We start from the raw sequence: 6,943 nt of genomic DNA, 5'->3' as shown, positions 1-6,943 counted from the left end.
CGGGCGGCGGCGGGCGGCCGCCGCGCGCCTCACATGAGCTCGGTGGACTCCAGCATCTCGGTCACGAGCGCCGCGATGGCCGACCGCTCGGATCGGGTGAGCGTCACGTGGGCGAAGAGCGGGTGCCCCTTGAGCGTCTCGATCACCGAGGCGACGCCGTCGTGGCGCCCCACGCGCAGGTTGTCGCGCTGGGCGACGTCGTGGGTCAGCACCACCCGGGAGTTCTGCCCGATGCGGCTGAGCACGGTCAGGAGGACGTTCCGCTCGAGCGACTGCGCCTCGTCGACGATCACGAACGCGTCGTGCAGGGACCGGCCGCGGATGTGCGTCAGCGGCAGCACCTCGAGCAGCCCGCGCTCGACGATCTCGTCGAGGACGTTCTGCGACACCAGCGCCCCCAGGGTGTCGAACACCGCCTGCCCCCACGGGTTCATCTTCTCGCCGGCGTCGCCCGGCAGGTAGCCGAGGTCCTGCCCGCCCACGGCGTACAGCGGCCGGAAGACCATGATCTTCTTGTGCTGCTGCTTCTCGAGCACCGCTTCGAGCCCCGCGCAGAGGGCCAGGGCCGACTTGCCCGTGCCGGCGCTGCCGCCGAGCGAGACGATGCCCACCTCGGGGTCGAGCAGCAGGTCGATGGCCAGACGCTGCTCGGCGGACCGACCGTGCAGCCCGAAGACGTCGCGATCCCCGCGCACCAGTCGGGCCTCGCCGCGCGAGACGACGCGGCCGAGGGCGGATCCGCGCTCGGAGTGCACCACGACCCCCGTGTTGACGGGGACGTCGGCGAGCGCCCGCGAGCTCAGCTTCTCCGTCTCGTAGAACGTCGCCATCTGCTCGCTCGAGACGTCGATCTCCGCCTGCCCGGTGTACCCGCTGTCGACGACCTGCTCGGCCCGGTACTCCTCGGCGGCCAGGCCGATCGAGGCCGCCTTGACGCGCAGGGGGAGGTCCTTCGACACGACGGTGACGGCGAGCCCGTCGTTCGCGAGGTTCGACGCGACCGCGAGGATGCGCGAGTCGTTGTCGTTCAGCTGCAGACCCGAGGGCAGCACCGACATGTTCGAGTGGTTGAGCTCGACGCGGAACGACCCGCCCTCGCCGACCTCGACCGGGAAGTCCAGCCGCTCGTGCTGCAGTCGCAGGTCGTCGAGCAGGCGCAGCGCCTGTCGGGCGAAGTACCCCAGCTCGGGGTCGTGGCGTTTGCCCTCGAGCTCGCTGATCACGACGACGGGCAGCACCACGTCGTGCTCGGCGAAGCGGAAGAGCGCCTGGGGATCCGAGAGCAGGACCGAGGTGTCGAGCACGTAGGTGCGTTGCGCGACCGAGCCGGATCGCGCCTCCTTCGTGCCGTTCGCGGTGCTGTGCTGTTCGGTCTGAGGGTTGTTCAGCGCGGTCACGACCACTCCATCTCCGAGCGCTGCTGCGCTCGGTACCTTCGGCTGAGACGGCCGCGGAGCAGTTGCGAGACGAACGTTCGTGGCCGACTCGATCGGGTGCCTTACCCGATGACACGAACCTACGACTCGGCGCGCCGGTGCGCATCCACGGACGCGCCGTGTCATGTGACGAATACGTGAACAAGCCTCGACCATGCGTCGAGGGTCGCGGCGTGACCGCGCGCGGAGGCCCCGAGCCGAGGAGGCGCGGATCAGTAGAAGACGGTCGTCCCGAACGAGGTCAGCGCGCCCCGCAGCAGCTCGAACGACTCGTCGCCCGTCGAGAGATGCGTGCTGAGCCGCACCGTGTCGTCGCGGACGGTCGCGGTGATGCCGTGGTTGAGCAGCGACGCGGTGAGCGTGGTCATGAGCTCGGGCGCCGGCTGGAGCACGACGATGCCGGCCCGTTCGGCCTCGTCACGGGGCGAGACGACGGGCACCGCGAACTCGTCGGCGATGTCGATCACTCGTGACGCGCGGTCGGCGACGGCGCGCGACACGGCGCTCACCCCGACCGAGGCGATGCCCTCGAGGGCCGTCGCGAAGCGGGCCTGCGCGATCGGATCGGGGTTCGTCACCTGGAACCCCGCCGCCCCCGGCCAGGGCGGCAGCAGCTCGTGATACGAACCGCCGAGGGCGAGCTGCGTTCCGGCGACGCCGCTGAACACGGGGGTGAGCTCGGTGGCCGCCCGCTCGCTGAGCGCGAGGAACCCCGTGCCCCAGCCGGCCCTCACCCACTTCTGACCGCCCGAGGCGACGACGTCGGCGACGCCGTAGGGCGCGTCGACCACGCCGAAGCCCTGGATCGCGTCCACGATCAGCAGTCGGTCGCCGATCACCTGTCGGATGCCCTCCAGGTCGACGAGGTACCCCGTCCGGTAGTCGACGAGGCTCACGGCGACGGCGGTCACGCGATCGGTGAGGTGGCGCTGCACCACGGCGGGCGTGACGACGTCGTGGTCGAGATCCATCCAGAGCGGCTCGACGACCCGCAGCGCGGCCGCCGCGCGGGTCGCGGCCAGCGGCATGCTCGGGTAGTCGCGGGGGGACATGAGCACCTGGCCGGTCAGGCCGAACATCGTGTGCAGCAGCCCGGCGCTGGTGTGCGGCTGGAAGACCACCTGGTCGGTCGGGAACCCGACCACGGACGAGATCGCCCGCCGCACCCGCCCGGCCTGCTCGGTCAGCGCGACCTCGGAGCCGAACCGGGCCCGCGACTGGACGTCGACGAGAGCGCGCTCCTCGTCCGCCACGGGACGCGAGATCGGGCCCCACTTGGCGAAGTCGAAGTATCCGGGTTCGTCGCTGAAGCCCGAGACGAGGTCGTCGATGGTGGTCACGGTGTTCTCCTAGGCGGCGGTTGCTGCGTCAACCGTAGCCCTGTCGGGGCGGGTCAGCTGCCGTAGCGGCGGTGCCGCAGGGCGAAGTCGCGCACCGCGCGGAGGAAGTCGACCTCGCGCAGGTCGGGGTAGAAGGCCTCGACGAAGTAGAACTCGCTGTGCGCGCTCTGCCAGAGCATGAAGTCGCTGAGCCGCTGCTCGCCCGAGGTGCGGATCACGAGGTCGGGGTCGGGCTGGCCGCCCGTGTAGAGGTGCTCGGCGATGAGCTCGGGCGTCAGGACCTCGGCGAGCGCGTCGAGGGTGCCGCCGTTGGCGTCGTGCTCGCGGACGATGCTGCGCATGGCGTCGGCGATCTCGCGACGGCCGCCGTAGCCGACCGCCAGGTTGACGTGCAGGCCCTTCTTGTCGGCGGTCCGCTCGGCCGCACGACGGAGCGAGCCGCGGAGCCCCTCGGGCAGGTCGTCGGTCGCGCCGACGTGCTGCACGCGCCAGTCGCGCTGCTGCGAGAGCTCGTCGGCGACGTCGCCGATGATGCCGAACAGCTCGGTGAGCTCGTCGGAGGCGCGGTTGCCGAGGTTGTCGGCGGACAGCAGGTAGAGGGTCACCACGCGGATACCCAGGTCGTCGCACCAGGTGAGGAACTCGCTGATCTTGGCGGCGCCGGCGCGGTGTCCGTGCGCGGCCGTCTCGAGCATCCGCTGCTTCGCCCATCGTCGGTTGCCGTCGACGATCATCGCGACGTGATGCGGGAGATCGGCGCCGTCGAGCTCACGGCGGAGCCGGTTCTGGTAGAGCTCGTACAGCACGCCCCGGGCGAGGGGGGATCGGCGACGAGTCTTCACAGGGCTACGGTAGCCCACCGTCCGCTGGGCCGATTCCCAGGCCGGCGTCCGAGGGGCTCCCCTACCCTCGGAGGATGACGCGACCCGTGGGCGACGGGGTGGGCGAGACCACTCCGGCGGACATCCCCAACCTGCCCCTCCTCGACGACTCGCTCGCCTACGCCTCGATCGAGCGCAAGCCGACCTGGCGGGGCTGGATCCACGCGGGGACCTTCCCCGTGGCGATCGCGACGGGCATCGTGCTGGTCGTCCTCGCCGACGGCGCCGCCGCGACCTGGGCCTGCGCCGTGTTCATGACGACGTCGCTGCTGCTCTTCGGCATCTCGGCCACGTACCACCGGTTCCCGTGGAGCCCCGGCGCGAAGCGGTTCCTGAAGCGCCTCGACCACGCGAACATCTTCCTGCTGATCGCCGGCACCTACACGCCCATCGCCGTCATCGCCCTCCCGCCGGCGACGTCGGCCCTGCTGCTGACCCTGGTCTGGACGGGCGCGGGGCTGGGCATCCTCTTCCGGGTGTTCTTCCTCGGGGCGCCGCGCTGGCTCTACGTGCCGCTGTACATCCTGCTGGGGGTGGGCGCCCTGGGCTTCATCGGCGACCTGCTCGCCGCGAACGTCGCGATGACGGTGCTCGTGCTGACCGGCGGCCTCCTGTACATCGTCGGCGCGGTCTTCTACGCGATCAAGCGGCCGAACCCCGCCCCCGGGCACTTCGGGTTCCACGAGCTGTTCCACTCGCTGACGGTGCTCGCCTACCTGTGCCATTGGACGGGCATCCTCGTCCTGGCTCTGAACCCCCCGACGTTCTGAGCCCGTCGCGCGGGTCCCACCGCGCGGCGAGCACCGGGCCATGCTTCCCCGAGGAGGCGCGGATCGCGTCAGAGGCGCTGCTGCGGCCCCGCGGACGGGTCGTCGCCCGCCGGGCTGTCGCCACGAGGATCGTCGCCGAGACGCGCCTCCTCGGGTCGAACGTCCGGTCCGCCGTCCGTCGACGCGTCGGCGCGTTCGGCCTCGATGCGTTCGCGGACCTCGCCGCGGTAGCGCGTGCGGCGGACCCGGCGGGTCATGTCGACGATGATCAGCACCGTCGCGATCGCCACGAACGCGATGGCGACGAAACCCCACACGCCCGGCGTGACGTCGACGTCGGGCACGGTCGACGCCGGCAGGGTCGCGTCGGGGGTCTGAGGCTGGGCGAGGAGGCGCACCGCGGCGCCGAGAGTCGCGTCGCCGACCGCGGTCATCGCGCGACCGCCCCGACGACGCCGGTCTCGTCGTCGACGACGCCGGCGAACAGATCGGTCTCGGGCATGGTGGTCTCGACTCTCGATTCGATGAGCTGGAAGTCCTCCGTCGGCCAGGCGGCGACCTGCAGCTCGTGGGGCCAGAAGAAGAAGGCGCTGTCGAGCGGCACCTGGCTGGCGTGCGCTCGGAGGGCCGCATCGCGCACGGGGAAGAACTCGGACGACGGCACGTGCGTCGTCGCGAGATCGGGCCGCGCGCCCATCCACTCGAGCATCTCGGTCAGACGCTCGATCAACGGCGACTCGGGCTCGGCCTTCTGGAGGTGCGTCAGCATCGAGCGGATGCGCGCCGTGTTCATGATGCGGTCGTAGTACACCTTGTCGATCCGCCACGGCTCGCCCGCCGAGGGGTAGCGCTCGGCGTCGGAGGCGGCCCGGTAGGCCTCCATCGAGATCTCGTGCGTGCGGATGTGGTCGGGGTGCGGGTAGCCGCCGTTCTCGTCGTAGGTGACGAGGACCTGCGGACGGAACCGGCGGATGACGGCCACGAGGGGCTCGGCGCTGGTCTCGAGCGGGATGGTCGCGAACCCGTTGAGGGCCACCGGCTCGCCCTCGGGAGGCAGTCCGGAGTCGGCGTAGCCGAGCCACAGGTGGTCGATCCCCATGGCCTCGCGTGCGCGGGCCATCTCGTGGACCCGCAGGCCCGCGATGTCGCGCTCGGCGTGATGGCGCGCCTCGAGCTGGTCGTTGAGGATCGAGCCCTGCTCTCCGCCGGTGCAGCTGACGACGAGCACCTCGACCCCGAGGCTGCGGTAGAAGGCGTACGTCGCCGAGCCCTTGCTCGACTCGTCATCCGGATGGGCGTGGACCGCCAGCAGGCGCAGGGTCACATGTTCCTCGCAATTCGTGCAGGGCAGACGTTGCTACCCTGGCCCAAGGATAATCGGACGGAGATCCACGTGGCGTCCACGCCCACCGCACACCCGCAGCCCGAGGCCGAGGCCGGCGCACCCGCCCCGGCCGACGCGCACCTCGACGCCCGCTACGGGCGGACTCCGACCACCCGAAAGCGCCGCCGGATCATCGCGATCGTCATGGCCGCGGCCTTCGTGGTCGTCTTCGGAGCCTGGGTCGTGTTCGCCGCCTTCGACGGTGACAGCGCCAAGCTCGAGACCCGCGACCTCGGCTACACGGTCGGCAGCGACCGTCAGATCGACGTGCAATACACCGTCAGCGTCGAGGCGGGCACCCCGGTCACCTGCGCCGTCCAGGCCCAGAGCGACAAGTTCGCCATCGTCGGCTGGAAGGTCGTCCAGCTGCCCCCGGCGGCCCAGTTCACCTCGTCGTACACGACGTCGCTCGCCACGTCGGAGCGCGCCGTCACGGGGTTGATCTACCAGTGCTGGCTTCCCTAGACTGCCCTGAATGACTCGAGACCGGCCAGTCGGCCGGTCTCCTTTTTTCGGTGGGCGCGCCTCCCGGGATCGCCGCGCCGCAGGGTGCGATCTCGTGCGCACCGGAGGGCCCGCCGCACGAACGGAGAACACCATGACCAACGACAACGCCACCACCTGGCTCACCACCGACGCCCGTGACCGGCTCGAGGCCGAGCTCGCCACGTTGAGCGGCGAGGGCCGCCGCGAGATCGCGAGCCGTATCGAGGCCGCACGCGAAGAGGGCGATCTGAAGGAGAACGGCGGCTACCACGCCGCGAAGGACGAGCAGGGCAAGATGGAGGCGCGCATCCGCACGTTGACCAACCTGCTGAAGCACGCCACCGTCGGCGAGTCCACCGCCGCCGCCGGCATCGTCGGCCCGGGCACCGTCGTCACCGCGACCATCGCCGGCGACCCGAGCACGTTCCTCCTCGGCAACCGCGAGATCATCGCCGGCGACAGCGACCTCTCGGTCTACAGCGAGACCAGCCCGCTCGGACAGGCCATCAACGGCCTGGCGGTCGGCACGACCACGAGCTACACCGCCCCCAACGGCAAGGACATCACCGTCGAGATCACGGCGGTCGACACCTACGTGCCGTGACGGCCGTGCGCTGACGGCCGCGACGGGCCCGACCGAGAGCGC

Annotated in this window: 8 protein-coding genes; 3 read left to right on the top strand and 5 right to left on the bottom strand. The window is 71.0% G+C overall.

The genetic code is table 11. The features are described 5' to 3' along the window. Window positions 1-29 precede the first annotated feature (29 nt). From phoH2 to FFA01_RS13360, 3 genes are all read right to left on the bottom strand, one after another. Entirely contained in the window at window positions 30-1,403 is a 1,374-nt protein-coding gene (gene phoH2, locus FFA01_RS13370; RefSeq protein ID WP_182501142.1) for an RNA 5'-3' helicase PhoH2, read from the bottom strand. 245 nt (window positions 1,404-1,648) lie between these two features. Then, entirely contained in the window at window positions 1,649-2,776 is a 1,128-nt protein-coding gene (locus FFA01_RS13365; RefSeq protein WP_146856681.1) for an aminotransferase class V-fold PLP-dependent enzyme, read from the bottom strand. Between the two features lie 53 nt (window positions 2,777-2,829). Continuing rightward, window positions 2,830-3,618: an isoprenyl transferase gene (locus FFA01_RS13360; protein ID WP_146856680.1), complete on the bottom strand. Its 789-nt coding sequence runs from the start codon at window positions 3,616-3,618 to the stop codon at window positions 2,830-2,832. A gap of 74 nt (window positions 3,619-3,692) precedes the next feature. Between FFA01_RS13360 and trhA the strand changes: the two genes are divergently transcribed. Next, window positions 3,693-4,427, top strand: a complete 735-nt coding sequence (trhA, locus tag FFA01_RS13355) for a PAQR family membrane homeostasis protein TrhA (protein ID WP_146856679.1) — start codon at window positions 3,693-3,695, stop codon at window positions 4,425-4,427. A 68-nt stretch (window positions 4,428-4,495) separates the two neighbouring features. On the opposite strand, the gene FFA01_RS16150 is transcribed toward trhA, so the two are convergent. Further along, window positions 4,496-4,861, bottom strand: a complete 366-nt coding sequence (locus FFA01_RS16150) for a hypothetical protein (RefSeq protein WP_182501143.1) — start codon at window positions 4,859-4,861, stop codon at window positions 4,496-4,498. Further along, complete coding sequence (gene mca / locus FFA01_RS13345; protein WP_182501144.1) at window positions 4,858-5,751, bottom strand: mycothiol conjugate amidase Mca; 894 nt, start codon at window positions 5,749-5,751, stop codon at window positions 4,858-4,860. Before mca ends, FFA01_RS16150 begins: the two co-directional genes overlap by 4 nt. Before the next feature lie 69 nt (window positions 5,752-5,820). Here mca and FFA01_RS13340 point away from each other — a divergent pair, with 69 nt between their 5' ends. After that, window positions 5,821-6,276 (top strand): DUF4307 domain-containing protein, encoded by a 456-nt coding sequence (locus FFA01_RS13340; RefSeq protein WP_167627390.1) that lies wholly within the window; start codon window positions 5,821-5,823, stop codon window positions 6,274-6,276. Between the two features lie 133 nt (window positions 6,277-6,409). Beyond that, window positions 6,410-6,901 (top strand): transcription elongation factor GreA, encoded by a 492-nt coding sequence (gene greA / locus FFA01_RS13335; protein ID WP_146856677.1) that lies wholly within the window; start codon window positions 6,410-6,412, stop codon window positions 6,899-6,901. Window positions 6,902-6,943 lie beyond the last annotated feature (42 nt).

This window comes from Frigoribacterium faeni (assembly GCF_007988805.1).
In the GTDB taxonomy this organism is placed as follows: Bacteria; Actinomycetota; Actinomycetes; order Actinomycetales; family Microbacteriaceae; genus Frigoribacterium; species Frigoribacterium faeni.
This window is presented reverse-complemented; position numbering and strand designations above follow the sequence as displayed.

Coding starts and splice junctions, on each gene's coding strand:
- FFA01_RS16150 (WP_182501143.1), bottom strand. CDS start 4,861: ATGACCGCGGTCGGCGACGCGACTCTCGGCGCCGCGGTGCGCCTCCTC.
- greA (WP_146856677.1), top strand. CDS start 6,410: ATGACCAACGACAACGCCACCACCTGGCTCACCACCGACGCCCGTGAC.
- trhA (WP_146856679.1), top strand. CDS start 3,693: ATGACGCGACCCGTGGGCGACGGGGTGGGCGAGACCACTCCGGCGGAC.